Source organism: Streptomyces sp. bgisy100, from assembly GCF_057709105.1.
In genome coordinates this window covers 62,494-88,592 of sequence record NZ_JBYITE010000017.1, presented here as the reverse complement: position 1 = coordinate 88,592, position 26,099 = coordinate 62,494, and the positions used below count along the sequence as shown (strand labels likewise).

Here is a 26,099-nt window from a genome sequence, read left to right as displayed (position 1 = left end):
ACACCGAGGAGCCTGAAGAGAGGAGCGGGACGTGAGGGACGCGGCGGAAGCCTTGGCACGCGGATCAGCGGCCGCGCGTATGCTCGGTAACAAAGGTGTAGCCGTGGGGCAGTTCCCAGCCGTCCGCCTTGCCGAGCCTGCGGCAGTGCTCCCGGAAGGCTGCTCGCTGGCCTTCGCTGGGCGAACAACTCGGCCGCAGGCGACGGAGGTGGCCGGAGACGAATTGGGCCGCCGACAGCCCCACACCGCACGCTTCCGCGTCCGTACCGCCCCACGGGCGTATCACCCGTCGCCGGACCGGCCGGTAGCCAATGAGAGGGATGGTCGGCTCCCTGTCGCGCGCCGGGAAGTGCGGCTGACCCCAGGCGTCCCGACTGCCGAGGGCCGGCGCCAGGAGCCGTTCCGCCAGCAGTTCCATGACCGCCGCTTCCAGGGCGACGGCCTGTGACCGGGCCGGCAGAGGCCCGTATACCGCGCTGGGCAGGACCGAACGGTCCATCAGGGCGTGTCCGTCCAGGGAGAGCAACCCACAACGGCGCACAGTGCGCATCACCAGTTGCCGGGGCCCGAGCCCGACCGCGCTGTCTCCACGGCGGTCACTGCCCGGAGCGTCCTCCCTGGTGAGCACACGAGGGTCATAACAGTGCCCGGTCTCGCGGTCGCCGACCTGCACCCGTTCCTCGAGTCGCGTCGTGGCCAGGCGGATCACTGTGCCGCCGCGGAGACGGCGCAGTTCAAGCATCAGTCCGGGGAAGAAATCGTGGGGCCAGGCGATCCCGGTCAACCGTCCCGATTCGTCATCGAGTTCGGCGGTGACGTCCTGCGTCGCCTCTTTCGCGCCCGACACCTCCCCGACATGGTCGAGTTCGAGGCGTACCGTGGGGCGCGCGCCGTGGGACTGCCGAAGGTCCTCTACGACGTACGGATGCAAGGGGAACCAGCCGTCGATGAGATGGGCCAGCCGCAGGGGCGCCCGCCAGACGGTTTCCCTCGCGTCGTTCCGCAGAAGTTCACCGATACCGAGGGAGGCGTCGTCGGCGAGGGGCAGATCGACCGGGTCCGGCTCCGCTTCCGGCTCCGACTGCCCAGGCAGCGATGACCTCCAGCCGCGTCCGGCCGGGTCGAGGGGGTCTCCGGGTGCCTCCGTCTCACCGGGATGATGGGATCGCCACACGCCTCCGCCCTCGAAGGCGTCGTCGAGAGTGATTCGCGAGCCGTTCTCGAACAGGCCCTGGTCGCTGTCCCCTTGAACGACGTCGGCAAGTGCCACGTTCGCCCGGCACACCGCGGCGGCGTACCCCACTCCCCTGAGCGATGCCGTCGCACCCGGGAACCCGCGGAGCCTCGGTCCGACCGCTGTGTACACGGTGGCCGGAGCGGCGAGGCCGTAGCGCCGCCTCGCCGGGGTGGCCGCGCGTTCCACGGCTGCCGCGAGAGACCTGAGGTCGTCACCGCCCAGCGGCCCTGTGTCCCGCCAGCAGTCTGCGAGGGAGGCCCGGGTCATGGCGTAATGCCCCCATGTCCGCACTGCAGCAATGGAGTTGAGGACGCCCCGCACCGTGTCGAGGAGACCGAGCAGACCCGCCCGCAGATCGTCGTCCTGCGTGCCGCCCACCAGTGCGGCGAGGGACACGGGGACGAAGGGGCTGAGAAGCTGTTCCCGTGCCGTCGTCAGGAGATGGTGGGCATAGGCCGTCAGGTCGTCGCCCCGAGCTGCTTCCCTGGACGGGTAGCACACGTCGACGACGACATGCCCGTCCCCATTGAGCCAGCGCCGGCGCGTGCGTAAGCGGTGGAGCTGCGCCGGTGACAGGCTCAGCGCCGGGCCGAAGGCGTGGAGATCCGGGATCAGGAGCTCCCTTCGCCGTGGCGCGGCGCCGTTCCCCGGCCTGCCCGGACCCTCAGCGCCCGCCGGCGCCCCAGACACCCAGGCCGGTACGTCACCGAGGACGTCCACCTCCGAGTGGGCACCCTCCCGATGGACGATCTCGGCGTACAGCGGCTCCGATCCGGTGGCGACGCACACCATGGCGCCGACCGGGAGCACTGGAGCACACTCACCGAACGTGATCACAGGGAAGTCGTCAAGGCACAACGGGCTGCCGCCGTAACCGTCGCCGCCGAGGTCGTATCCGAAGTACACGGCATTGAAGGCGACAGTGGTGTGCACCGGAGCCGACCGGGCCGCGACAACGGCTTCGAGATAGCGGCGCAGCCGATCCCGTTCCTGGTCGGGTACGGCGTCGTAGCCCTTCGTCATGACGGAGGTCAGCAGGGCCCGATCACCGTACGGATCAGGCACCCCCGTCCCTCCGCGTTCGCCGACCGTTGCTGACACATACGGGTCCCCACCCATGACACCTCCGCCGCACTACAGGTTCATCCCAGCCCGCCTGCGGTAATTCCCGCAGAGTATGCCCGCGGTTGGGGTTCCTGTGGCACTTTCACCACTTTGCGACGGCTGACAGCGGCTTGCGCCGAACACGTCGTGAATGCCGTCGCGGGTGCCCGGCAAGTGGCCCGGCAACTGGCACGGATGTGGCGAGACGACGATCGCGTCCGGATCGGCACCGTCCACACCTCCCAGGGCCGACAGCGCGACGCGATGGTGCTCAGCCCGGTAGCAGCGCACAACACACCGCTCCGGACGACACAATGGGTCGCGAGCCAGGTCAACCTGTGGAACGTAGCGGTCACCCGGGCCAAGTCACAGCTGATCACGGTGGGCGGCTATGCCTTCTGGCAGGACCAGAGCGGCCTGCCCGCCCTCCTCGCCGCGCGCTCGGTGCCGCTGGGAGCAGGCGACGACGGCACGACGGCCGAGGTCGGCATGCCCGGCCCAATGACCGACGCCCGCGAGGACCTCGCCGACCGCTTGCAGCGGTACTTGGCCGAACAGGGCATCACCGATCTGGAGCGGGCCGTGCTGGTGGGCGACCACCCGAGGGACCTGCTGTTCACCGAGGCCGGCGAGAACACGGCAGTGCTGATCGACCCCGGCCCGCACCCCGGTCACGACCCCGCACGCGCTGGACAGGACGGCCAAGCCCGGCGGCCCGTTCAGCCGCCGGGCAGGCTCCGCACAACGTCAGTCATGTGCCGCTCCCCCATGAAACGGCGTCTCGCGCAGCCATCGCCGCCAGAAGGTTGAACCGCAGCTCAGGAGCCCTGTGCGACCGGCTTCAGAATCGCCACGCACTCCACATGGTGCGTCATCGGAAACAGATCGAACGCCCGCAGCGACACCGGCTCATACCCCTCGCCCCGGAAGTACCCCAGGTCCCGGGCCAGGGCCGCCGGATCGCACGCCACGTACGCGATGCGGCGGGCGCCCAGGCCGGCCAGGTGGGCGACCGTCGGCTTGCCCGCGCCCGCGCGCGGGGGGTCCAGGACGATCAGGTCCGCTTCGGTGATGCGGGTGCGCGGGAGGATCTGGTCGACCTTGCCGTGTTCGATGCGGACGCGGTCCAGGTCCTCGAGGTTGTGGCGGGCGTCCTCGGCGGCGCGCTTGCCGGACTCGATGCCCAGCACCGCGCCCTGGTCGCCGACCCGTTCGGCCAGGGCGCCGGCGAACAGGCCGACGCCGCAGTACAGGTCGAGCGCCATCTCGCCCTTGCGCGGCATCAGGCCCTGCATCACCGCTTCGACCAGCAGGTCGGCGGCCTTCGGGTGGACCTGCCAGAAGCCACCGGCGCCGACTCGCCAGGTGCGGTCGGCAGCGCGTTCGCGGACGAAGGGGCGCCCGTGCACGCGGTGCACGCCCTTGTCCTTCTCGTCCACCCGCATCACCGATACGGGCTTGTCCAGCTCGACGATGGGCAGCCGTCCGCCCGGCGCCGGGGTGAGAATCACCTGGCGGTCGTGCGAGCCGGTGGCCGCGATGGCTTCGACGCCCGCGATCTGCGGCCACTCCCGCTTCTCCACGCCCAGTTCGCTGACGCCGGGCGCCGCGATCATGCAGTGGTCGACCGGCTGCACCTCGTGCGAGCGGTGCTTGCGCAGCCCCGCCCGGCCCTCGGCGTCCACCGCGTACTGCACCCGGGTCCGCCACTGGGGCACCTCGCCGCGGGCCACCTTGTCGCCGGGCGCCGGCTCGACCGTGCCGTCCCAGCCCGCCTCTTCGGGGGTGAGTCCGGCGAGCCGGCTCAGCTGCTCGGTGATGACGGCGACCTTCAGCCGGCGCTGTGCGCCAGGGGCGGCGTGCTGCCAGTCGCAGCCGCCGCACCGGCCGGGGCCGGCGTACGGGCAGGGCGCCTCGACCCGGTCCGGGGACGCCTCCAGCACCTGCACCGCGTCGGCGCGCAGGAACCGCGAGTCCTCCTGCCCCTCGGTGACGCGGGCCACGACCCGCTCGCCCGGCAGTGTGTGCCGGACGAAGAGGACCCGGCCCCCGGGCGTCCGGGCGATGCAGTGCCCGCCGTGGGCGACGGGGCCGACCTCGACCTCGTACTCCTCGCCGATCAGAGACTCGGTGGCTGGGTTCGTCACGGGGGAAGGTGCTCCTGAGCTGGTGGGATGCGAGCCCCGGGAAGGACGGGGACATTCGGCTGTGGACCGCAGCCGTCCAGTCTACGGCCCCGCGGCCCGTCGGCCTCACCCGGTCGGCCGGCGGGCGGAAACCCCCTCGGCCGGATCCCCCTCGGTCCTCAGCCGATCAGCCCCGGTCCCGGACCGGGGCTGATCGGGTTCACTTCCGCCCGGCCTTGTCCTTGTCCCGCTCGTTGACGACCGGTCCGCGCCGTACCGAGCCCGGAGCGTTCCACTCCGCGCGCTTGCGGGCCCGCAGCTTCGCCGCCTCCGAGGACTCCAGCTGGTACGGCACCGAGGTCACCATGACGCCCGGGGTGAAGAGCAGCCGCCCCTTGAGCCGCAACGCGCTCTGGTTGTGCAGCAGATGCTCGTACCAGTGACCGACGACGTACTCCGGGATGAAGATGCTGACCGCGGTGCGCGGGCTCTCCCGGCGGAGTCGCTTGACGTAGTCGACGACCGGGCGGGTGATCTCCCGGTACGGGGAGTCGAGGACCTTCAGCGGGACGTCGATGCGGCGCCGCTCCCACTCGTCCCGCAGCGCCTTCGTCTCCTCGGGGTCGACGTTGATGGTGAGCGCCTCGAGCTTGTCCGAGCGCATCAGCTTGGCGTACGCGAGGGCGCGCAGCGTGGGCTTGTGCAGCTTGGAGACGAGCACCATGGAGTGCACGCGGGAGGGGCGGCCGGCGTCGTCGCCGGGCTCGTCCGGTGCGGCGATCTCGGCCGCGACCCGATCGTAGTGGCGCCGGATCGCGGTCATCGTCACGTAGAAGATCACCATGCCGAGCAGGGCGACCCAGGCGCCGTGGGTGAACTTGGTGAGCAGCACGACGACCAGCACCAGGCCGGTGAAGAAGGCGCCGAAGGTGTTGATCGCGCGGGAGCGGATCATGTGGCGGCGCTTGGCCGGGTCGGTCTCGGTGACCAGGTGCCGGTTCCAGTGCCGCACCATGCCGGTCTGGCTCAGGGTGAAGGAGACGAACACCCCGACGATGTACAGCTGGATCAGCCGGGTCGAGTCGGCGCCGTAGATCCAGACCAGCAGTACCGCGGCGCCGGCGAGCAGCACGATGCCGTTGGAGAAGGCGAGCCGGTCGCCGCGGGTGTGCAGCTGCCGCGGCAGGTAGCGGTCCTGGGCGAGGATCGAGCCGAGCAGCGGGAAGCCGTTGTAGGCGGTGTTGGCGGCCAGGAACAGCACGAGCGCGGTGGCCGCGGCGAGCAGCACGAACATGAACGTGCCGTCGCCGAAGACGGCCGCGGCGACCTGCGAGATGACGGGGTTCTGGGTGTAGCCGGAGCCGACCGGGGTGCCGTTGCGCAGCAGGTCGGTGGCCGGGTTCTCGGCCATCTTCACGTCGGTGGCCATGGCCAGGCCGATGATGCCGCAGAACATGGTGACGGCCAGGGCGCCCATGAGCAGCAGCGTGGTGGCCGCGTTCTTGCTCTTCGGCTTGCGGAAGGCGGGCACGCCGTTGCTGATCGCCTCGACGCCGGTGAGGGCCGCACAGCCGGAGGAGAAGGCCCGCAGCAGCAGGAAGAGCAGGGCGACGCCGCCGATTCCGGCGTGCTCGGCCTTGATCTCGTAGTCGGCGGTGGGGGCGTTCATGTCCTCGCCGAGGACGAATCCGCGGAACGCGCCCCACGCGATCATCAGGAAGACGCCCGCCACGAAGACGTAGGTGGGGATGGCGAAGAGCTTCCCGGACTCCTTGACCCCGCGCAGGTTCATCAGCGTCAGCAGCACGATCATGCCGACGGCGCAGAGGGTCTTGTGTTCGACGAAGAAGGGGATCGCGGAGCCGAGGTTCTCCACGCCGGAGGAGATGGACACCGCGACAGTGAGCACGTAGTCGACCAGCAGGGCACTGGCGACGGTCAGCCCGGCGCGGGGGCCGAGGTTGGTGTTGGCGACCTCGTAGTCGCCGCCGCCGCTGGGATAGGCGTGCACGTTCTGCCGGTACGAGGCGACGACCGTGAACATCAGCACGACGACCGCGACGGCGATCCAGGGACTGAAGCTGTACGCCGACACACCCGCAACGGAGAGTACGAGCAGCACCTCGCCCGGTGCATAGGCCACGGACGACAGCGGGTCGGACGCGAAGACCGGGAGCGCGATGCGCTTGGGGAGCAGGGTTTCCCCGAGCCTGTCGCTGCGCAGCGCCCGGCCGATCAGGATCCGTTTGGGTAGGTCGGTCAGTTTGGACACGCAGAGGATCGTAAGCGTTCGGTCTGACGCGTGCCCACTCGCGTCCCGGCGAACCACCACCCGGCTCCCGGTGGCCCACCGCCCGCGTCCGGTGGGCGACGTTCCGCGTCCGGTGAGGGGCGGCCCGCGACCTGACGCTGCGCCCCCGGCAGCCGGTGAACGACCGCCTCCGCCCGCGGACCGAACGGCCCGCACCACAAGCGGAACCGCACACCACGGAGACACGCCACAGAGAGCCGCCACGGAGAGCCGCCCCCACGAGGAGCGCCCCCCGCCCGCGCCCTCGCCGCACCACCCGCGCCCCCATATCGTCCCCTCCCGCCGGGCAACGGGCACAGCATCGTCCGCTCCCTCCCGACAACAGTGCGCAGCATCGTTCGCTCCCGCCGGGCAACGGGCGCAGCATGGATGACATGGCGGACTTCCCTGCCGATCGCGCCGTCGATCGTTCCCGAGGCCCCTCCGAAACGGACGGCCCGCCCTCCCCCGACCGGCCCCTGCGCTGCCTGGTGACCGGGGCGACGGGCTACATCGGAGGCCGGCTCGTGCCCGAGCTGCTGGACGCGGGCCACACGGTCCGCTGTCTGGCCCGCTCGCCCGGGAAGCTCCGCGACCACCCCTGGTCGGGGCAGGCCGAGGTGGTGCGCGGCGATGTGACGGACGCGGAGTCCGTGCGGTCCGCCCTGGCGGACGTCGATGTCGCCTACTACCTGGTCCACGCACTGGGGACGGGACGCGGCTTCGAGCGGACCGACCGGGAGGCGGCCCGGATCTTCGGCGAACAGGCCCGGGCCGCGGGCGTCCGGCGGATCGTCTACCTCGGCGGACTCACCCCGGAAGGGGTCCCGGAGGAGGAGCTGTCCCCGCATCTGCGGTCCCGTGCCGAGGTGGGCCGGGTACTGATGGACTCCGGGGTGCCGACGGCGGTGCTCCGGGCCGCGGTCATCATCGGTTCCGGATCGGCCTCGTTCGAGATGCTGCGTTATCTGACCGAGCGGCTGCCGTTGATGGTCACGCCGAGCTGGGTGGACACCCGGATCCAGCCGGTCGCCGTCCGGGACGTGCTCCGCTACCTGGCGGGCTGCGCGCGGCTGCCGCCGGAGGTGAACCGGACGTTCGACATCGGCGGGCCGGACCGGCTGACGTACCGGGAGATGATGCAGCGGTACGCCGCGGTGTCCGGGCTGCCGCGGCGGCTGATCCTGCCCGTTCCGGTGCTCACTCCCCGGCTGTCGGGGCTGTGGGTGGGGCTGGTGACGCCGGTCCCGGGGTCCATCGCCCGGCCGCTGGCCGAGTCGCTGCGGCACGAGGTGCTCTGCACCGAGCAGGACATCGCCCGCTGGGTGCCCGCCCCGCCGGAGGGCCTGGCCGGGATCGACCGGGCCCTGCGGCTGGCGCTGCAGCGCATCCGGGAGGCGGACGTCGCCACCCGCTGGTCCTCCGCCTCGGTGCCGGGGGCGCCGAGCGATCCGCTGCCCACCGACCCGGACTGGGCGGGCGGCAGCCTCTACAGCGACCGGCGGCAGCGGGCGGTGGCCGCGCCGCCGGAGGCCCTGTGGCGGGTGGTGGAGGGCATCGGCGGGGAGAACGGCTGGTACTCGTTCCCGCTCGCCTGGGCCGTCCGCGGCTGGCTGGACCGGCTGGTCGGCGGCGTGGGGCTGCGGCGCGGCCGGCGGGACGCGCAGCGGCTGCGGGTCGGCGACTCGCTGGACTTCTGGCGGGTGGAGGAGCTGGAGCCGGGCCGGCTGCTGCGGCTGCGGGCGGAGATGCGGCTGCCCGGGATGGCCTGGCTGGAAATGACGATCGACCGGGACGGTCCGGGCGGCAGCGTGCTCCGGCAGCGGGCCGTCTTCCACCCCCGCGGTCTGGCCGGCCACGCGTACTGGTGGAGCGTCTCGCCGTTCCACGCCGTGGTGTTCGGCGGAATGGCCCGGAACATCGCGACGGCCGCGGAGAGCAACCGTGAGGGGCTCGGATCAGGTCATGACGGGTAGCGTTACCGGCGACGGTTTTGGACGAGCAGGTGGCCCGAGTGGGCGCGGAAGGATGATGGACGATGTTTGCGCAGGTCACAGCGCTAGGGGAAGGTGCAAGGTAGAGACCTCATGCACATCGTGATCATGGGCTGCGGGCGGGTGGGTTCCGCCCTCGCGCAGACTCTTGAGCAGCAGGGCCACACCGTCGCGGTCGTGGACCAGGACCCCACCGCATTCCGGCGCCTCGGCTCCGGGTTCGGCGGACGCCGGGTGACCGGTGTCGGCTTCGACCAGGACACCCTGCGGGAAGCGGGCATCGAGGAGGCCGGTGCGTTCGCCGCGGTGAGCAGCGGCGACAACTCCAACATCATCGCGGCCCGGGTGGCGCGCGAGATGTTCGGCGTCGAGAACGTCGCGGCCCGCATCTACGACCCGCGCCGGGCCGAGGTCTACCAGCGTCTGGGCATCCCGACGGTGGCCACGGTCCGCTGGACCGCGGACCAGATGCTGCGGCGGCTGCTGCCGTCCGGCGCCGAGCCGCTGTGGCGGGACCCCAGCGGAGCGGTGCAGCTCGCCGAGGTGCACGCCTCCCCGGCCTGGGTGGGCCACAAGGTGAGCAAGCTGCAGGAGGAGACCGGGGTCCGGGTCGCCTTCCTCACCCGGCTGGGTGAGGCCATGCTGCCGACCTCGCAGACGGTGCTGCAGGAGGGCGACCTCGTGCACGCCATGCTGCGCAGTGACGAGGTCGAGAAGGTCGAGGCGGCGTTCGCCGAGGGGCCCGAGGAGGAGCACCGATGAGGGTCGCCATTGCGGGCGCGGGCGCCGTGGGCCGCTCGATCGCCGGTGAGCTGCTGGAGAACGGGCACGAGGTGCTCCTGATCGACAAGGCGCCGACCGCCATCTCGGTGGAGCGGGTGCCGCAGGCCGAGTGGCTGCTCGCCGACGCCTGCGAGATCACCTCGCTGGACGAGGCCGCGCTGCAGCGCTGCAACGTGGTCATCGCGGCGACCGGCGACGACAAGGTGAACCTGGTCGTCTCGCTGCTCGCGAAGACGGAGTACGGGGTGCCGCGGGTCGTGGCCCGGGTCAACAACCCGAAGAACGAATGGCTGTTCAACGAGTCCTGGGGCGTCGACGTCGCGGTCTCCACGCCGCGTCTGATGTCGGCACTGGTCGAGGAGGCGGTGAGCGTCGGCGACCTGGTCCGGCTGCTGCGCTTCAGCCACGGCGACGCCAACCTGGTGGAGCTGACCCTGCCGCCGGAGTCCGCGCTGGCCGGGACCCGGGTGGGCGACGTGGACTGGCCCGAGGACACCTCGCTGGTCACGATCATCCGCGGGAACCGGGTGCTCACGCCGAACCCCGAGGACGCCCTGGAGGCCGGTGACGAGCTGCTGTTCGTCGCGGCGCAGGCCCGTGAGGAACAGCTGGAGGACCTGCTCTCGGCACGGCGGCAGACGGCCGAGGGCTGAGGCAGCCGTCCGAGGGCCGGACCCCGGCGGCCCCGGGCCGTCGGGGTCCGGCGACGGCCCGGAACGACAGCGGGCGGCCCGGAACGACAACGGCCACAGGGGCCCTGGACGACAGCGGCCACAGTGGCCCTGGACGACAAGCGGTCCGGAACGACAGCGGCGGGGCCCGGAACACCTCGGTGAGAAGGTGTTCCGGGCCCCGCCGTCCGTTCGTCAGGCAACCGGGGATCAGTCCGCCGCGGCGGCCCGGGCGCGCTCCTTCTCCGCGGCCTCCTCCGCCTCCATCTCGGCGAACACGTCGATCGGCGGCGGCGCCTTGGCCAGGAAGATCCAGGTGAGGTAGACCGCCAGCAGGAACGGCGGGATGCCGAGAGCGACCTTGACCCAGCCGAGCTGGGTGGCGTCCCCCCACCAGTAGAGCGGGAAGAGGATCGCCGACTTGGCGAGCAGGATCAGGCCCCAGGCGTAGCTGGCCTTGGTGTAGGCCCGCTTACGGCCCGGGTTGCGTTTGCGCCAGGAGAGGTTCTCCTTGAACACCGGTCCGAGGATCAGCCCCAGCAGCGGGTAGCCGATCATCGCGGTGACCAGGTAGGCCACCGCGAGGCCGAGGGTGTAGAGCATGCCCGGCAGGTAGAAGTTCTTGGCGTCGCCCGACATCATCGCGAACACGGCGCCGAAGGCGACCCCGAAGACCCCGCTGAAGGCGTGCTTGAGGGTGTCCCGCCGGGCCAGCCGCGCGATGCCGAGCAGCAGCGAGAGCCCGAGCGCGGCGATGGCCGCGATGTGGATGTCCCGGTTGACGGTGTAGATCGCCACGAACACCAGGCCCGGCACGGTGGTCTCCACCATGCCGCGTACCCCGCCGAACGCCTCGAAAAGGGCCGCCTCGGTGACGGCCTTGGACTCGGGGTCCTGATCGGTCTGCTTGTCCGGAGTGGTCACCGGCTACTCCTGTCCGAGCGGTCGGAGTTCGTACTTCGGATTGAACAGCACCCGGCGGCCGTGGCTCATCGAGACCCGGCCCGAGGCGATGAGCTTGCGCCCCGGCTCTATGCCGACGATGGACCGGCGGCCGAGCCAGACGACGTCGAGCGCGTCGGAGCCGTCGAAGAGCTCGGCCTCCAGGGCGGGCACACCGGCCCGGGGGCGCAGGGTGACGGTCCGCAGGGTCCCGGCGACCTTCACGATCTGCCGGTCGTCGCAGTCGGAGATCCGGGTGCAGCCCTCGGCGCGGGCGTCCTGCCGCAGCTCGTCGGCGTGCAGCTCCTCCTGGGTGGAGGACAGCCGGTCGAGCATCCGGCGGAATCGGCCGGGTGGCCTCTCGGATCGGGGAACAGCACTCATACGGGAAGCGTACCGGGGCCGGGCCCCGCGGATCACTGCTCGAAGCGGTATCCCATGCCGGGTTCGGTGACGAAGTGCTCCGGGTGCGAGGGGTCGGCCTCCAGTTTGCGGCGCAGCTGTGCCATGTAGACCCGGAGGTAGTTGGTCTCGGTGCCGTACGCGGGCCCCCAGACCTCCTGGAGGAGCTGCTTCTGGCCGACGAGCCGGCCGGGCTGCCGGACCAGTACCTCCAGCAGGTGCCACTCGGTGGGCGTTAGCCGGACGTCCCGGCCGTCCCGGCGGACCCGCTTGGCGGCCAGGTCGACGGTGAAGGTGTCCGTCTCGACCAGGGCGGTGTCCGCGGCGGGCCCGGTGGGCTCGGCGCGGCGCACGGCGGCCCGCAGCCGGGCCAGCAGCTCGTCCATGCCGAAGGGCTTGGTGACGTAGTCGTCGGCCCCCGCGTCCAGGGCAGCCACCTTCTCGTCGGAGGTCTGCCGCGCGGAGAGCACCAGCACCGGCACCCGGGTCCAGCCGCGCAGCCCCCGGATCACCTCGATGCCGTCCATGTCGGGCAGGCCGAGGTCGAGGACGACCACGTCGGGCCGGCGGGAGGCGGCGAGCCGGAGCGCGGTCGCCCCGTCCGGCGCCGCGTCCACCTCGTACGCGCGGGCCCGGAGGTTGATCACGAGCGCCCGGACGATCTGCGGGTCGTCCTCGACCACGAGCACCCGCCGCGGGGCGCGGGGCGGCCCGTCGTGCGTCGCGGTGGTCGGGTCGCCCCCGTGCTGTGCCATGGCCGTCGCCTCTCTCGTGCGGACCGCCCCCGGACGGTCCCGTGTCCCGGGCTGCTGCCCCTCCTGCTCCGGTGCCCCGTGCCCCGGCGCCCGTCCGCGCTCCCGCACCGGCCGCTCCCGCGTCTCCCGGGCCGCCGTCGACGGCGGCCGCTCAAGCCTGTACCGGGGTGCCGGCGGACGCTCCCGCGCCGTCACGGGGCGGCCCCGGCCGGCAGGTCCGCGGGGGCCGCCGGGCGGCCCGGAGCGGCCCGGAGGGCCAGCACCATCGTCATCCCGCCGCCGGGGGTGTCCTCGGCGGCCAGCGTGCCGCCCATGGCCTCGGCGAAGCCGCGGGCCACCGCGAGACCGAGGCCGACCCCGGCGCCGCGCGGCGCGTCCCCGTACCGCTGGAAGGGCTCGAAGATGCGGTCCTTGCCGGTGTCCGGCACGCCCGGACCCCGGTCCACCACCCGCAGCTCGACCCGCTCGCCGAGCGCGCTCGCGGCGACCAGCACGGGCCGGCCGGGCGGGCCGTACTTGACGGCGTTCTCCACCAGATTGGCCACACTGCGCTCCAGCAGTCCGGGGTCCACCCGGACCATGGGCAGGTCCTCGGGGATGTCCATGACGACGCTGCCGTCCGGCACCCCGCCGAGGGCCATGGGCACGACCTCGTCCAGATCGGCCTCGCGGATCAGCGGGCTGACCGTGCCGGTCTGCAGCCGGGACATGTCGAGGAGGTTGCCGACCAGGTGGTCGAGCCGGTCCGCGCCCTCCTCGACCCCGGCGAGCAGCTCGGCCTCGTCCTCCGCGGACCAGGCCACGTCCTCCGAGCGCAGCGAGCTGACCGCGGCCTTGATGGCGGCGAGCGGGGTGCGCAGGTCGTGGGAGACGGCGGCGAGCAGCGCCGTGCGGATGCGGTTGCCCTCGTCCAGCTCCCGGGCCCGCTCCGCCTCGCCGAGCAGCCGCTGGCGGTCCAGGACGACGGCGGCCTGGGCGGCGAAGGCGGCGAGCACCCGGCGGTCCGCCGCCGGCAGGACCCGGCCGCTGAGCGCCAGCGCCATGTGGTCGCCGACGGGCACGTCCACCTCCGCGTCCTCGGGCCGGGCCGGCGGCGGGGCGTCGCCGACGCCGGCCGCGCGGCTCCACGGCTCGGTCCCGCCGGCCCGTTCGAACAGGGCCACGGCGTCCATGCCGAACGTCTCGCGGACCCGCTCCAGCAGGGCCTCCAGGCTGCTCTCGCCGCGCAGCACGCTGCCGGCCAGATAGGACAGGATCTCGGACTCGGCGCGCAGCCGGGCGGCCTGGTGGGTGCGCCGGGCGGCCTGGTCGACGACCGAGGCGACCGACGCCGCCACTGCGAAGAAGATCACGATGGCCACCAGGTTCTCCGGGTCGGAGATCGTCCAGGTGTGCCGGGGCGGGGTGAAGTAGTAGTTGAGCAGCAGGGATCCGGCCGCCGCCGAGGCCAGTGCCGGCATGAGCCCGCCGAGCAGCGCCGCGCCCACGGTCAGCGACAGGAACAACAGCATGTCGGTGGCGAGCCCCGGACCGGTCGGCAGCCCGGTCAGCAGCAGACTGAGCAGCGCGGGACCGGCCACGCCGACCAGCCAGCCGCCGACGATCCGGGAGCGGCCGAGGCGGGCGCCGCGGGCGGCGGGCAGCCCGCGCCCCCGGGCGGCCCGGTCGTGGGTGACGATGTGCACGTCGAGGTCGGGGCCCGAGTCACGGGCGACGGTCGTGCCGACACCGGGCCCGAGGACGTACTGCCACGGCTTGCGCCGGCTGGAGCCCAGCACGATCTGTGTGGCGTTGACGCCGCGGGCGAATTCGAGCAGGGCCTCCGGGATGTCGTCGCCCACGACGTGGTGGTAGGTGCCGCCGAGGTCCTCGACGAGGGTGCGCTGGGCCTCCAGCTCCTTGGGGGAGGCCGAGGTGAGGCCGTCGCTCCGGGAGACGTAGACGGCCAGCACCTCGCCGCCGGCCCCCTTCGCCGCCAGCCGCGCCGCGCGGCGGATGAGGGTGCTGCCCTCGGGACCGCCGGTGAGCCCGACGACGATGCGCTCCCGGGCCTGCCAGGTGGAGCGGATGCGGTGCTCGCTGCGGTACTGGCGGAGGTATTCGTCGGCGCGGTCCGCGGTCCACAGCAGCGCCAGCTCCCGCAGCGCGGTCAGGTTGCCCGGCCGGAAGTAGTTGGACAGGGCGGCGTCCACGGTGCCGGAGCCGTAGATGTTGCCGTGCGCCATGCGGCGGCGCAGGGCGTGCGGCGACATGTCGACCAGTTCGATCTCGTCGGCGCGGCGCACCACCTCGTCCGGGACGGTCTCGCGCTGCCGCACGCCCGTTATGGACTCGACCACGTCCCCGAGCGACTCCAGGTGCTGGATGTTGAGGGTGGAGATCACGTCGATGCCGGCCCGGAGGAGTTCCTCGACGTCCTGCCAGCGCTTGGTGTTGCCCGGCCCGGGCACGTTGGTGTGGGCCAGTTCGTCCACCAGGACCACCGCGGGCCGCCGCCGCAGCACCGCCGCGAGGTCCAGTTCGGTGAAGACGCGGCCGCGGTACTCCCGCTCCCGCCGCGGGATGCGTTCCAGGCCGTCCAGCAACGCCTCGGTGCGGGGGCGGCCGTGGTGCTCCACGAGGCCGGCCACGACGTCCGTGCCGCGCCCGGCGCGCCGGTGTGCCTCCGCGAGCATGGCGTACGTCTTCCCGACGCCGGGTGCCGCGCCGAGATGGATCCTGAGCTTGCCGCGTCCCATGGCTCCACTGTCTGCGTCGGCGACGGTCGGTCCGTGCTGTCGACTGTAGAGCGACAGCGGGGGACGAACCGGACCGGATGCCGCGATGGCACCCGGTATTGACGCAACCCTGACGCGGACCGCCCGGCACCCGCCCGACCAGCCCCGATCCGCTCCCCAAGATCAGTAGTACCGGAGGCCGCCGGCTGCAAGGATGATCGCCATGACAGAGCTACGGACGGCGCACAGCGCCGACCTGGACGCGGACGCACGCAAGGCGATACGGATGCTGCTCGATGCCGCGTTCGAGGGCGATTTCTCCGATACGGACTGGGACCACGCGCTGGGCGGCGTGCACGTCCTGGTCCGGGAGGACGGCGAGCTGATCGCGCACGGCGCCGTGGTGCAGCGGCGGCTGCTGCACGCGGGCCGGGCCCTGCGCACCGGTTACGTGGAGGGCGTCGCGGTCCGTGCCGACCGGCGCGGGCAGGGCCACGGCGCGCGGGTGATGACGGAGCTGGAGCGGGTGATCCGCGGCGGGTACGTCCTGGGCGCGCTGTCCGCCGCGGACGACGCCGCAGGGTTCTACGCGGCCCGCGGCTGGCAGGCCTGGCAGGGCCGGACCTGTGTGCTGTCGCCGTCCGGCATGGAGCGCACCCCGGAGGACGACGGCAGCACCTTTGTGCTCCCGGTGGGGCCGGCCCCCGACCTCACCGGGGTGCTGGTGTGCGACTGGCGGGACGGCGAGGTCTGGTAGCCCGCGCCACGCAGCGCCCCGGCGGGCGCTGCCCGGGGCGGCAGCGTCCCGGCAGGCGGCGGGCGTCGGCCGGGGCCCGCTCACCGGCCCCGGTGCGGCAGGCGGCCGCTCAGTGCGGAATGGTGTCGATCAGCTCCCGGGCCCCCTGCCGCAGCAGCGCCACGGCCACCGAGGTGCCCAGCGTGGCGGGGTCGAGCGGACCGGCCCACTCGTGCGCGTCCAGCACGGTCTTGCCGTCCGGGGAGAACACCCGGGCGCGCAGCGACAGCCGCCCGTCCCGCTCGGCCCGCGCGTATCCGGCGATCGGCGAGTTGCAGTGACCCTGGAGGACGTGGAGGAACATCCGCTCCGCGGTGGTCTCGCGCCAGGTGCCGTGGTGCCCGAGCCCGGAGACCGCGTCGATGGTCGCGGTGTCCTCCTCCCGGCACTGCAGGCCGAGGACCCCGGCGCCGATCGGCGGGCACATCGCCTCGACCGACAGGGTCTCGGTGATCCGGGAGGTCAGCCCGATCCGCTCCAGCCCGGAGACGGCGAGCAGCAGCGCGTCGGCCTCGCCCGCCTCCATCTTCTCCAGCCGCCGGTTGGCGTTGCCGCGCATCGGCACGCACTCCAGGTGCGGGTGGGAGATGGCGAGCTGGGCGACCCGGCGCACCGACGAGGTGCCGATGCGGGTACCCGCCGGAAGCTGATCCAGCGTCAGCCCGCCGGGGTGCACCAGCGCGTCGCGGATGTCGTCGCGCTCGAGGTAGGCCGCGAAGACCGTGCCGGCCGGCAGCGGCCGGTCCGCGGGCACGTCCTTCATGCAGTGCACCGCGAGGTCCGCCTCACCGGCGAGCAGCGCGGCGTCGACCTCCTTGGTGAAGGCCCCCTTGCCGCCGAGCTTCGACAGATCGCCCATCCACCGGTCCCCGGAGGTGGTGACGGGGACGACCTCGGTGCGCATTCCGGGGTGCAGCCGGGCCAGTTCGGCGCGGACGCGCTCCACCTGGGCCAGGGCCATCGGTGAGGAACGCGAGACGATACGGATCAGTTCGGCGGACGGCATGCGGACACGATAGAGCGTCAGCTCCGCTCTCCCGGCACCGGCCGGGTGCCCGCGGCGGGTACGCGGCCCGGTGTCCCGGCAAGGGAACCGTGACCGGCCCGGGCGGCTCCGTGGTTCCGCCCGCGGTCGGCCGGTACGGATCCGGCAGGGACCAACGGCGGGGGCGAACGGCCCGGCGGCCCGGGAGGTCGTCCGGACCGGACGGAGTGTTATCCGACCGGGTGATCCCGGAACCGGCCCGGCACCTGGTAGGCGTGCCGTCCGTTCGCCTGCGGCGCCGTCATCGAGCGGGACGGCGGGCCCAGCGGCCGGCCCGGCGGTCCTCGACGCAGGACGGAGCAGTGGCGCCCGCACCGGCGCGCAGCCCTCCCGCGCACTCCGGGGCGGCCGCCGACCGCCGGCGCGACGGGCGGGGACGCGACGGGCGGGCACAGGCCGCCGCGCGGCGGGGCCGCGGGGACGCGACGGGCGGGCACAGGCCGCGCACCGACGCAGGCGGGCCGGCCCCGGGGACTCCCGGAACCGGCCCGCACAGGCGGAAATACCGTGTCAGCGCACCTCGGTGATCTCGGGGCCGCGGGTGAGCCGGTCGACGCCGCCCGCGAACCGCGAGCTCTCGTCGGCCTGCTCCTGCTGCACACCCTCGGGCACCATCTGCGCGTCGTTCGGCAGCTTGAGCACGATCGGGTCGCGGGGCGCCATCGGCGCGTCACCGCGCACCACGACGGAGTCCTTGAAGACCTGCTCCAGCAGACCGGCCGCCTCCGGCTGCACCGCGCCCTGGCCGGAGATCACACCGCGCAGGAACCAGCGCGGCCCGTCGACCCCGATGAAGCGCACCATCTGCACGCCGTTGGTGCCGTCCGGCAGCTGGACCGGGACCTGGGCGCGCAGCTCCCAGCCGAGCGGGCCCTCGACCTCGTCGACCACACCGCCCTGCTGGGTGATGCCGGTGGCGATCTCCTCGCGCACCTCGCCCCAGATGCCTTCCTTCTTGGGTGCGGCGAACGCCTGCAGCTGGACCGCACTGTCGCGCACCACCACGGTCGCGGCGACGATCGCGTCACCGGCGACCTCGACCCGCAGCTCCATGCCCTCGACCCCGGGCACCAGGACGCCGCCGAGATCCACTCGCCCCTCGGCGGGGTCCCGCACCTCCGAGATGTCCCAGGGGCCGTCCGGGCGCGGTGCCGGCGGCAGGCTCACCCGGCGCTGCCCGGTGTCCTCCGCGGCGTCGTCCGGCTCGAACTCGTCCGAGCCCACGCCGTCGGCCGGGCCGCCGGCTGTGCCCGCAGCATTCCTGGCGTCTGCGCTTTCCTTGCGACGACGTCCGAACACGTCACTGTCCTTCCCGGTCGGTTACGACCGCTGCGAAATCATTTCCCCCGACAGGGCCGCCCACCGCGGCGTGGCCGCCGGTGGAGCCGAAGCCCCCTCCGGCCCGCGCGGAGCCGGGAAGTTCCGCGACCTCATGGAAGCGCACCTTCTCGACCTGCTGGACAACCAGTTGGGCGATGCGGTCGAAACGCTCGAACCGCACGCTCTCGCGCGGGTCCAGATTGACCACGATCACCTTGATCTCTCCACGGTACCCGGCATCGACCGTCCCGGGCGCATTCACCAGGGCGACGCCGCAGCGGGCGGCCAGGCCGGAACGCGGATGGACGAAGGCGGCGTACCCGTCCGGCAGGGCGATCGACACCCCCGTCGGCAGCACGGCCCGCTCACCGGGGGCCAGCTCGGCCGCCTCGGTGGTGACGAGGTCGGCGCCGGCGTCCCCGGGGTGGCCGTACGCGGGGAGCGGGACCTCGGCGTCCAGGCGCCGGATCAGGACATCGACAGGGAGACGGCTCACGGATTCACCTCGAACGCACGTGCGACCTTGGTCTGGTCGGGATCCTCGAGCGCGGCCTTGATCTCGGCGGGCCGGCCGTGCTCGATGAAGTGGTCCACCTTCACCTCGATGAAGAGGGCGTCGGCCCGCACCGCGACGGGCCCCTCGGGGCCGCCGATCCGGCCGACCGCGGAGGAGTAGATCTTCCGGCCCGCCACCGCGGTGACGTGCGCGTCGAGGTGGAGCACCGTGTCCACCGGCACCGGCCGGACGAAGTCGGTCTCCAGCCGCCCGGTCACCGCGATCACCCGCAGCAGCCAGTTCAGCGAGCCCAGGGTCTCGTCCAGGGCCGTCGCCAGCACGCCGCCGTGCGCCAGCCCCGGGGCGCCCTGGTGGGCGGGCTTCACCGTGAACTCGGCGGTGACGCTCACCCCCTGCCCGGCACGCGCCGCCAGGTGCAGGCCGTGCGGCTGGCTCCCGCCGCAGCCGAAACACTGGTCGTAGTGGGCTCCGAGGAGCTCTCCGGGGGCGGGTGCGTCGGGGTGCCGTACCGGCGGTTGGGCGTCGGCCGGCGGCCGCAGCGATGCAGTTGGTCCACTCACGAGTGCTGACCCTACCCGCGCGCGCCTGCGGACAGCGGTGCCGTGCCAAGCTTGTGCCCATGCAGTCCTTCGACGAACGCCTCACCGCCCCCCGATCGTGGTGGCTCGTCGCCACGCTGGCGGGGATCTCGATGGGGCTCATCCTGCTCCCCTTCGGCATCCTGCCGATGCTGGGCGGTGTGCTCGGCGGTACGGCGCTCGCCATGGTCGCGGTGAGCTCGTACGGCTCGGCCCGGATCCGGGTCGTGGCGGGCTCACTGGTCGCCGGGGACGCCCGCATTCCGGTCGAGGCCCTGGGCGCCGCCGAGGTGCTGAACGCCGCCGAGGCGGCCGCCTGGCGCAGCTACAAGGCCGATCCGCGGGCCTTCATGGTGCTGCGCAGCTACATTCCCACCGCGCTGCGGGTGGAGATCACGGATCCGGCGGACCCCACGCCGTACGTCTACCTGTCGACCCGGGACCCGGAGGGGTTGGCCGCGGCACTCTCGGCCGTCCGCGCCTGACACCGCGTTCCGGCGGGCCGGATACCCGAGCCGGCACACCGGGGCCGAGCACGCCCGAGGGGAATTCCCTGAGCGCCGACGGCTCAGGCGTCGAGTTCCGGCGGCTCAGGCGTCCCCGTCCGGCCGCCGCGGGGCGCCGGGCTCCGGGTCGGGGTGCTGGAGCGCCTTGGGGCTGCCGAGCTCGTCGACGCCCTCGGCCTCCCAGGAGGGGCCCGGTGCGGGCAGCCGGCTCCAGGGCACCTGCCGGGTGCGGAGGTCCTTGCGGATCTTCTCGGCGAGCCGCTTGGTGCTGCGCCGGTTCATCATCGCGCCGACCGTGGCACCGACCATGAACGGAATCAGGTTGGGCTTGTTGCGCACGGTGCGCTTGAGGATCTGCTGCCGTAGCTCCCGCCGCATCTGACCGCCGAGGGCGAAGTTGAGGCTCGACGGCTTGGACACGTCGACGCCGCGCTCCTCGGCCCAGGCGGTGAGGTAGGCGGTGGCCCGCTGGGTGCGGCTTCCGGGGACCGGCAGGCCGTACACCTCGTGCAGCTCGGCGATGAGTTTGATCTCCACCGAGGCGACGCCGACGACCTCGGTCGCGAGCTCGGCCGGCATGGCGGGCGGCACCGGCAGCATCGCGGCCGCGCCCACGCCCGCACCGACGGCGGCCGAACCGCGGGTGGCGGACGTCACCAGCCGGTCGGCGATCTGCTCCGGGCCCATGCCCGGGTACTGGCGGCGGAGCGTGGCCAGATCGCGGACGGGGATCCGTGGCGCGATCTCGATGATCCGGTCGACGACCACCGAGAGGCCCACGCGGACCCCGCGACCGCCCAGCCGCACACCGCGGCCGGCCGCTGCTGCGAGCGAGGCCGCCCGGCCTCGCTCGTCGCGTGCGTCCGCGGGCCCGTCGGGGCCCGTGCGGGGCGGGGTGGAGCCTGTCACGGCCCGTCCCGGTCTCAGGCCGCGCAGTCGCGGCAGATCGGCTGGCCGTTCTTCTCGGCGGCCAGCTGGCTCCGGTGGTGCACGAGGAAGCAGCTCATACAGGTGAACTCGTCGGCCTGGCGGGGCAGCACCCGCACGGACAGCTCCTCGTTGGAGAGGTCCGCACCCGGCAGCTCGAGACCCTCGGCCTGCTCGAACTCGTCGACGTCGACGCTGGACGTCGACTTGTCGTTCCGCCGGGCCTTCAGCTCCTCGATGCTGTCCTCGTTGAGTTCGTCATCGGTCTTGCGTGGAGTGTCGTAGTCCGTTGCCATGTCGCTCTCCCCCTCTGGGTGTCTGCGGTGTCTCAGCGCACGTAACGCGTGAGAGGCCGGACTTGTGCCCGACCCGAGGCGGAGATTTTGCCTCACATCAAGGTCTGTTACTCAATCGACACCCAACCGCACCCCTGAAGAGGTGATCGGGTTGGATGGCGATCGGGACCGTACACGGTCCGAATGTCGCACTCACGGGCGCCACCCCGTGTACTTCCCGTGATCAGGGGCCCGGGAAACCAGGATTTTCCCGGCTTTCCGGCGACCTTTGCGACCACGGAGCGTAGATGGCCCGAAATTCGCGCATGTGATCGATCACACACGAATCCACCAGCGGCGGAGCCCCGGAATTCCGCTCACAGCGAACGGAATGCCGCGCCTCAGACCGGCAGCGTGACACGCATCACCAGGCCCCCTCCCTCGCGGGGCTCCGCCGTGATCCGGCCACCGTGCGCCCGCGCCACCGACCGGACGATCGACAGCCCGAGCCCGACGCCCTTGTCGCTCCCGGTCCGCTCGGTCCGCAGCCTGCGGAACGGCTCGAAAATGCTGTCCACCTCGTAGGCCGGGACCACCGGACCGGTGTTGGAGACGGTCAGCACCGCCTGCCCCGGCAGGGCCTCGGTGGTGACCTCGATCCAGCCGTCCGCCGTGTTGTACCGCGCGGCATTCTGCACCAGGTTCAGCGCGACCCGCTCCAGCAGGACGCCGTTGCCCTGGACGATCACCGGCGCCCGCTCGCCGCGCAGCAGGAGCCCCTTGGCCTCGGCCTCGGCGCGGATCTGCTCGATGGCCCGCAGGGCGACCTCGGCGAGGTCCACGGGCTTGCGGTCGACGAGCTCGTTCTCGCTGCGCGCCAGCAGCAGAAGCCCCTCCACCAGCTGCTCGCTGCGCTCATTGGTGGCCAGCAGCGTCTTGCCCAGCTGGGTCAGCTCCGGGGGCGCCTCCGGGTCGGAGAGCTGCACCTCCAGCAGGGTGCGGTTGATCGCCAGTGGGGTGCGCAGCTCGTGCGAGGCGTTGGCCACGAACCGTCGCTGTGCGTCGAAGGCGCGGGCGAGCCGGTCCAGCATCTCGTCGAAGGTGTCGGCCAGCTCCTTCAACTCGTCGTCCGGGCCCTCCAGTTCGATCCGGCGGGAGAGCTCGGAGCCGACGACCAGCTGGGCGGTGCGGGTGATCCGGCCCAGCGGCGAGAGGACCCGGCCGGCCATGGCGTAGCCGAAGGCGAAGGCGAGGACGCTCAGCCCCAGCAGGGCGAGCAGCGAGCGGCTCAGCAGGTCGTCGAGCGCCGCGTGCCGCTGCTGGTCCATGCAGGCGTCGAGGACGACATTGGCCTCGCTCGCCGACATCCCCGCACGGAGACCGGGACAGGCATTGCTGGTCAGCGCCACCTTGCTCTCCGGGAGGAGCTTGAACAGCGGCTCGGTGCCCACGTTCAGCGCCTGCGCGGCCAGCAGATAGATGATCGAGAGCAGCAGGATGCCCGCGATCAGGAACATGCCGCCGTAGAGCAGGGTGAGCCGTATCCGGATGGTCGGGCGCAGCCAGGGGAAGGGGCGGGGCGGCTGGTGCGGGGGGTCCCAGGTGGGCCGCGGCGGGGCGGCCGGGGGCGCGGGTGTCTGTGCCATCGGTCAGATCCGGTATCCGGAGCCGGGCACCGTGACGATCACCGCGGGCTCGCCGAGCTTGCGGCGGAGCGTCATCACGGTGACCCGGACGACGTTGGTGAACGGGTCGGTGTTCTCGTCCCAGGCCTTCTCCAGGAGCTGCTCGGCCGACACCACGGTTCCCTCGCTGCGCATGAGCACCTCGAGCACCGCGAACTCCTTGGGTGCCAGCTGCACCTCCTTGCCGTCGCGGAACACCTCGCGCCGGTTCGGGTCCAGCTTGATCCCGGCGCGTTCCAGGACCGGGGGCAGCGCGACGGTCGTGCGGCGGCCCAGGGCCCGCACCCGGGCGATGAGCTCGCTGAACGCGAAGGGCTTGGGGAGGTAGTCGTCCGCGCCGATCTCCAGGCCCTCCACGCGGTCGCTGACGTCGCCGGAGGCCGTCAGCATCAGCACCCGGGTGGGCAGCCCGAGCTCGACGACCTTGCGGCACACGTCGTCGCCGTGGACCTGCGGCAGGTCGCGGTCGAGGACCAGGACGTCGTAGTCGTTGACCTCGATCCGCTCCAGCGCGGCGGCCCCGTCGTACACGACGTCGACGGCCATGGCCTCCCGGCGCAGTCCGGTGGCCACCGCATCGGCGAGCAGTTGCTCGTCCTCGACGACGAGTACACGCACGGTGCAATTCCTTCCCTACGGGCCTGTGGGCAGGCCTGATGTCCTCGGATGAGCTCCTCCATCCTGCCCCTAAGTCTCGTAAACCGGCGGTAAGAGGTCCTTGCACCAGGAGCGGCCCATGAGGTCGCGCGGTCCTGAGGGTCCGGACGGCGGCCGGGGCACAAAGCCCGGACGAGCACGGCGGGAAGGGAAAATTCAGGAATCTCGGGGTGTTGAGGTTTCTCCGCGCCGAGGGAGGGGGAGGACGATTGCACACCCGAGATCACGCCGTGTCGAGCGGTACGCCGCGGTCTGCTGTCCCCGCAGGACCCACGATGTGTGATCACCCGCCGTCGGCACACCCCCGTGCCATCGACCCACGACGAGGGGGCGCAATGGACGCGTTCACCGCAGGAATTCTGCAGCGTATACGAACCACCGAGTCCGATCTGACGCGCGCTCGCGAATCGGGCGACGACTTCCTCGCCGAGGTGGAGCAGTCCGAATTGGACGATCTGCACCGCCTGGCCGCCGATCATGGTGTGGAGATCAACGCTCTCAGCGCCTGACACCGAACCGTCTCACTGCGACAGGGCCCCGGAACCGCTCGGTTCCGGGGCCCTGTCGTGTGCTCGTGCTCTGTCGTGTGTCGTGGGCTCTGTCGTGAGCTGTGGGCTGGGCCCTGTGCTGAGCGCTCTGTCGCGTGCGGCGGTTCTCTGCCCCCTGCCCCCTGCCCCCGGCCTCAGGCCCGGGACACGGGGCCAGGGACGGGCCGTACGGCCCGTTCAGCCGGCCCGGCCGCCCGTGTCAGTCGTGCCAGGCGCCGAGCTCCTCCAGGAGCGCCTGCAGGGGCTCGAAGACCCCGGGAGCGGCGGCGACCGCGAGTTCCCCGGTCAGCTTCTCCCCGGGGCGCCCGCCGGTGAGCGCGCCCGCCTCCCGGGCGATCAGCTCGCCCGCCGCGTAGTCCCACGGATTGATCCCGCGCTCGTAGTAGCCGTTGAGACGGCCGGCGGCCACATCGCAGAGGTCGATCGCGGCGGCGCCGCCGCGGCGGATGTCCCGGACCCGGGTGAGCAGGCGGTGCACCACCTCCGCCTGGCCCGCCTTGCGCTCGGTGCGGTAGCCGAAGCCGGTGGCGATCAGGGCCTCCGCCAGCCGGGGTGCGGTGCGGCACTCCAGGGGCCGGTCGCCGAGGTACGCGCCGCCGCCGCGGACCGCCCGGAACGTTTCGCCACGCATCGGGACCGCCACCACGCCGACGGCCGTCTCGCCGTCGATCTCCGCGGCGATGCTCACCGCCCACGAGGGCAGCCCGTACAGGTAGTTGACCGTGCCGTCGATGGGGTCGATCACCCAGCGGACGCCGCTGGTGCCCTCGGTGCTGGATCCCTCCTCGCCGAGGAAGCCGTCCTGCGGCCGCGCCTCCGCCAGGAAGCCGGTGATCAGCTTCTCGGAGGCGATGTCCATCTCGGTGACCACGTCGATCGCGCTGGACTTGGTGGCGGCGACACCGAGGTCCTCGGGGCGGCCGTCGCGGAGCAGCGTGCCCGCGCGGCGGGCGGCCTCCAGGGCGAGTGCGAGAAGTTCGTCCGTGAGCTGGTGGTTCACCGGGCCCCCTGCAGTGGCTGGTACGGGCTGTCCGCGCCGGCGGCGGCCGGGCGCGGGGTGCGGCCGGGGCAGCAGCCCACGGGGCACAGATCGTGGCTCGGGCCGAGGGCGCCCAGCGCGCAGCGCTCCACCGAGCGCCCCTGCTCCGTCGCGGCGCGCTCCAGGACCAGCTCGCGGACCGCCTCGACGAACCGCGGGTCGGCGCCCACGGTTCCGGCGCGGGAGACCGGCAGCCCCAGTTCGGCGGCCTTCGCCGTCGCCTCGGTGTCGAGGTCGTACTTCACCTCCATGTGGTCGGAGACGAAGCCGATCGGGACCATCACCGCCGCCGGCGCCCCGGCGCCGTGCAGCTCCTCCAGGTGGTCGCAGATGTCCGGTTCCAGCCAGGGGATGTGCGGGGCCCCGCTGCGCGACTGGTAGACGAGCCGCCACGGGTGCTCGGTGCCCGTCTCCCGGGCCACCGCCCCGGCGATCTCCCGGGCGACGTCCAGGTGCTGGGCGACGTACGCCCCGCCCTCGCCGTGCCCGGACACCGGACCGGAGGTGTCCGCGGCGGAGGTCGGGATGGAGTGCGTGGTGAAGGCGAGGTGGGCCCCCGCGCGCACCTCCTCCGGCAGTTCGGCGAGCGCCGCGAGGGTGCGGTCCACCATGGGCCGGACGAAGCCGGGGTGGTTGAAGTACAGCCGCAGTTTGTCCACCTGCGGCAGCGGCAGGCCCTCGGCCTCCAGCGCGGCCAGCGCGTCGGCCAGGTTCTCCCGGTACTGCCGGCAGCCGGAGTACGAGGCGTACGCGCTGGTGGCGAGGACGAGGATGCGGCGCCGGCCCTCGGCCACCATCTCCCGCAGGGTGTCCGTCAGACAGGGCGCCCAGTTGCGGTTGCCCCAGTGGACGGGCAGGCCGAGCCCGTGCTCCGCGAAGTCCTTGCGCAGGGCGTCCAGCAGCTCCCGGTTCTGCGCGTTGATCGGGCTGACCCCGCCGAAGAGGAAGTAGTGCCGGCCCACCTCCTTCAGCCGCTCGCGGGGGATGCCGCGGCCGCGGGTGACGTTCTCCAGGAACGGCACGACGTCGTCCGGCCCCTCCGGGCCGCCGAAGGACAGGAGCAGCAGGGCGTCATAGGGGGCATGGGCCGGATGTGCGGGCATGCTCCCGATCCTGCCACCCGCCGGCGGCGGCCGGAAAACGGGCGGCGGCCGGGGCCGTCCGCCCGTAATCTGTTCGGGCCCC

The 26,099-nt window shown here is 72.7% G+C and carries 24 protein-coding genes; 7 read left to right on the top strand and 17 right to left on the bottom strand.

Annotated elements, in window-relative coordinates; all coding sequences use genetic code 11:
- Positions 1-64 precede the first annotated feature (64 nt).
- Positions 65-2,302, bottom strand: a complete 2,238-nt coding sequence (locus AC3EQ1_RS14610) for a hypothetical protein (protein WP_432094740.1) — start codon at positions 2,300-2,302, stop codon at positions 65-67.
- Between the two features lie 213 nt (positions 2,303-2,515).
- On the opposite strand from AC3EQ1_RS14610, the gene AC3EQ1_RS14605 reads away from it, so the two are divergent.
- The gene (locus AC3EQ1_RS14605; RefSeq protein ID WP_432094739.1) at positions 2,516-3,151 is read left to right on the top strand and encodes an AAA domain-containing protein; all 636 of its coding nucleotides are present in this window, start codon (positions 2,516-2,518) and stop codon (positions 3,149-3,151) included.
- A gap of 8 nt (positions 3,152-3,159) precedes the next feature.
- Here the strand turns inward: AC3EQ1_RS14605 and AC3EQ1_RS14600 are convergent, their stop codons facing one another.
- Positions 3,160-4,488 (bottom strand): class I SAM-dependent RNA methyltransferase, encoded by a 1,329-nt coding sequence (locus AC3EQ1_RS14600; RefSeq protein ID WP_432094738.1) that lies wholly within the window; start codon positions 4,486-4,488, stop codon positions 3,160-3,162.
- Positions 4,489-4,687: 199 nt separating this feature from the next.
- Positions 4,688-6,739, bottom strand: a complete 2,052-nt coding sequence (locus AC3EQ1_RS14595) for an APC family permease (RefSeq protein WP_432094737.1) — start codon at positions 6,737-6,739, stop codon at positions 4,688-4,690.
- Between the two features lie 413 nt (positions 6,740-7,152).
- Between AC3EQ1_RS14595 and AC3EQ1_RS14590 the strand changes: the two genes are divergently transcribed.
- The 3 genes from AC3EQ1_RS14590 (at position 7,153) to AC3EQ1_RS14580 (ending at position 10,187) form a co-directional block, all read left to right on the top strand.
- Positions 7,153-8,733: an SDR family oxidoreductase gene (locus AC3EQ1_RS14590; protein ID WP_432094736.1), complete on the top strand. Its 1,581-nt coding sequence runs from the start codon at positions 7,153-7,155 to the stop codon at positions 8,731-8,733.
- A 111-nt stretch (positions 8,734-8,844) separates the two neighbouring features.
- The gene (locus AC3EQ1_RS14585) at positions 8,845-9,513 is read left to right on the top strand and encodes a potassium channel family protein (protein WP_388856631.1); all 669 of its coding nucleotides are present in this window, start codon (positions 8,845-8,847) and stop codon (positions 9,511-9,513) included.
- Positions 9,510-10,187 (top strand): potassium channel family protein, encoded by a 678-nt coding sequence (locus AC3EQ1_RS14580; protein WP_432094735.1) that lies wholly within the window; start codon positions 9,510-9,512, stop codon positions 10,185-10,187. The genes AC3EQ1_RS14585 and AC3EQ1_RS14580 overlap by 4 nt, the downstream gene beginning before the upstream one ends.
- A gap of 228 nt (positions 10,188-10,415) precedes the next feature.
- Here the strand turns inward: AC3EQ1_RS14580 and AC3EQ1_RS14575 are convergent, their stop codons facing one another.
- The 4 genes from AC3EQ1_RS14575 to AC3EQ1_RS14560 form a co-directional block, all read right to left on the bottom strand.
- The gene (locus AC3EQ1_RS14575; protein WP_432094734.1) at positions 10,416-11,129 is read right to left on the bottom strand and encodes a DUF3159 domain-containing protein; all 714 of its coding nucleotides are present in this window, start codon (positions 11,127-11,129) and stop codon (positions 10,416-10,418) included.
- Between the two features lie 3 nt (positions 11,130-11,132).
- Positions 11,133-11,531: an OB-fold nucleic acid binding domain-containing protein gene (locus AC3EQ1_RS14570; protein WP_351505092.1), complete on the bottom strand. Its 399-nt coding sequence runs from the start codon at positions 11,529-11,531 to the stop codon at positions 11,133-11,135.
- Between the two features lie 32 nt (positions 11,532-11,563).
- Positions 11,564-12,304: a response regulator gene (locus tag AC3EQ1_RS14565; RefSeq protein WP_432094733.1), complete on the bottom strand. Its 741-nt coding sequence runs from the start codon at positions 12,302-12,304 to the stop codon at positions 11,564-11,566.
- 191 nt (positions 12,305-12,495) lie between these two features.
- On the bottom strand, positions 12,496-15,042 hold the full coding sequence (locus AC3EQ1_RS14560; RefSeq protein WP_432094732.1) for a DUF4118 domain-containing protein: 2,547 nt from the start codon (positions 15,040-15,042) through the stop codon (positions 12,496-12,498).
- A gap of 193 nt (positions 15,043-15,235) precedes the next feature.
- Here AC3EQ1_RS14560 and AC3EQ1_RS14555 point away from each other — a divergent pair, with 193 nt between their 5' ends.
- On the top strand, positions 15,236-15,778 hold the full coding sequence (locus AC3EQ1_RS14555; RefSeq protein ID WP_432094731.1) for a GNAT family N-acetyltransferase: 543 nt from the start codon (positions 15,236-15,238) through the stop codon (positions 15,776-15,778).
- A 109-nt stretch (positions 15,779-15,887) separates the two neighbouring features.
- On the opposite strand, the gene hemC is transcribed toward AC3EQ1_RS14555, so the two are convergent.
- The 4 genes from hemC to AC3EQ1_RS14535 all read right to left on the bottom strand — a co-directional run bounded on the left by hemC (position 15,888) and on the right by AC3EQ1_RS14535 (position 19,259).
- Positions 15,888-16,823, bottom strand: a complete 936-nt coding sequence (hemC, locus tag AC3EQ1_RS14550) for a hydroxymethylbilane synthase (protein ID WP_432094730.1) — start codon at positions 16,821-16,823, stop codon at positions 15,888-15,890.
- A gap of 549 nt (positions 16,824-17,372) precedes the next feature.
- On the bottom strand, positions 17,373-18,161 hold the full coding sequence (locus tag AC3EQ1_RS14545; protein ID WP_432094729.1) for a DUF3710 domain-containing protein: 789 nt from the start codon (positions 18,159-18,161) through the stop codon (positions 17,373-17,375).
- A gap of 1 nt (position 18,162) precedes the next feature.
- Positions 18,163-18,678 carry a dUTP diphosphatase gene (dut, locus tag AC3EQ1_RS14540; RefSeq protein WP_432094728.1) on the bottom strand — a complete coding sequence of 172 codons (516 nt, stop codon included), beginning with the start codon at positions 18,676-18,678 and terminating at the stop codon, positions 18,163-18,165.
- Complete coding sequence (locus AC3EQ1_RS14535; RefSeq protein WP_351505080.1) at positions 18,675-19,259, bottom strand: PaaI family thioesterase; 585 nt, start codon at positions 19,257-19,259, stop codon at positions 18,675-18,677. Before AC3EQ1_RS14535 ends, dut begins: the two co-directional genes overlap by 4 nt.
- Before the next feature lie 59 nt (positions 19,260-19,318).
- On the opposite strand from AC3EQ1_RS14535, the gene AC3EQ1_RS14530 reads away from it, so the two are divergent.
- On the top strand, positions 19,319-19,762 hold the full coding sequence (locus tag AC3EQ1_RS14530; RefSeq protein ID WP_432094727.1) for a DUF3093 domain-containing protein: 444 nt from the start codon (positions 19,319-19,321) through the stop codon (positions 19,760-19,762).
- Between the two features lie 105 nt (positions 19,763-19,867).
- Here AC3EQ1_RS14530 and AC3EQ1_RS14525 read toward each other — a convergent pair whose 3' ends face one another.
- From AC3EQ1_RS14525 to AC3EQ1_RS14510, 4 genes are all read right to left on the bottom strand, one after another.
- A complete protein-coding gene (locus AC3EQ1_RS14525) occupies positions 19,868-20,692 on the bottom strand; it encodes a hypothetical protein (protein WP_432094726.1) in 825 nt (274 codons plus the stop codon).
- 14 nt (positions 20,693-20,706) lie between these two features.
- Positions 20,707-21,006, bottom strand: coding sequence for a DUF4193 domain-containing protein (locus AC3EQ1_RS14520; RefSeq protein ID WP_098754027.1), 300 nt, complete (start codon positions 21,004-21,006; stop codon positions 20,707-20,709).
- A 380-nt stretch (positions 21,007-21,386) separates the two neighbouring features.
- Entirely contained in the window at positions 21,387-22,631 is a 1,245-nt protein-coding gene (locus AC3EQ1_RS14515; protein WP_432094725.1) for a sensor histidine kinase, read from the bottom strand.
- A gap of 3 nt (positions 22,632-22,634) precedes the next feature.
- Positions 22,635-23,288 carry a response regulator transcription factor gene (locus tag AC3EQ1_RS14510; RefSeq protein ID WP_351505072.1) on the bottom strand — a complete coding sequence of 218 codons (654 nt, stop codon included), beginning with the start codon at positions 23,286-23,288 and terminating at the stop codon, positions 22,635-22,637.
- 374 nt (positions 23,289-23,662) lie between these two features.
- Here AC3EQ1_RS14510 and AC3EQ1_RS14505 point away from each other — a divergent pair, with 374 nt between their 5' ends.
- Positions 23,663-23,836, top strand: a complete 174-nt coding sequence (locus AC3EQ1_RS14505) for a hypothetical protein (protein WP_351505070.1) — start codon at positions 23,663-23,665, stop codon at positions 23,834-23,836.
- A 238-nt stretch (positions 23,837-24,074) separates the two neighbouring features.
- On the opposite strand, the gene AC3EQ1_RS14500 is transcribed toward AC3EQ1_RS14505, so the two are convergent.
- Complete coding sequence (locus AC3EQ1_RS14500) at positions 24,075-24,875, bottom strand: inositol monophosphatase family protein (protein WP_432094724.1); 801 nt, start codon at positions 24,873-24,875, stop codon at positions 24,075-24,077.
- Positions 24,872-26,017: a ferrochelatase gene (locus AC3EQ1_RS14495; RefSeq protein WP_432094723.1), complete on the bottom strand. Its 1,146-nt coding sequence runs from the start codon at positions 26,015-26,017 to the stop codon at positions 24,872-24,874. Before AC3EQ1_RS14495 ends, AC3EQ1_RS14500 begins: the two co-directional genes overlap by 4 nt.
- Between the last annotated feature and the right edge of the window lie 82 nt (positions 26,018-26,099).